The 369-nt window shown below is 65.9% G+C and carries 1 protein-coding gene; it reads left to right on the top strand.

Going from position 1 to position 369, the window contains the following annotated elements:
- Positions 1-369, top strand: a 369-nt coding sequence (locus ASV53_RS24955) for an MFS transporter (RefSeq protein ID WP_141226367.1), incomplete at both ends; no start/stop codon positions are given.

Here is a 369-nt window from a genome sequence, read left to right as displayed (position 1 = left end):
TTGCTGGGTACGGTGCTTACCGTCGTGGCCATTGCCTGGTCGGTGATGGCCACTTCGGTGGTCGGCTTTGCCATTGCGTTCGGGCCGCTGCTTTCCGTGGGACTGACCTTGACCAGCCCGGTGGCGCTGACGCCGTTGATCAGCCACTGGTTCAGCCGCCAGCGTGGCAAGGCCCTGTTTTTTCTGTCCACCGGTTCGATGGCCGGTATCGCCGTGATGACGCCCGTATTGACCCTGGGCATCGAGCTGGTCGGCTGGCGTGCCACGCTGGTGGCGTTCAGTGTGCTGTTTGTGGTGCTGGTGGTGCCGGCGGCACTGCTGGTCATGCGTGAAGACCCGCCGGAGGGTGCGGACGGCACCGGCCCGGGC

Origin of the sequence: Photobacterium sanguinicancri (genome assembly GCF_002265265.1) — a bacterium.
Classification (GTDB): Bacteria; Pseudomonadota; Gammaproteobacteria; order Enterobacterales; family Vibrionaceae; genus Photobacterium; species Photobacterium sanguinicancri.
Note: the sequence above shows the minus strand (reverse complement) of the source record. Positions and strands in the feature narration are given on the sequence as shown.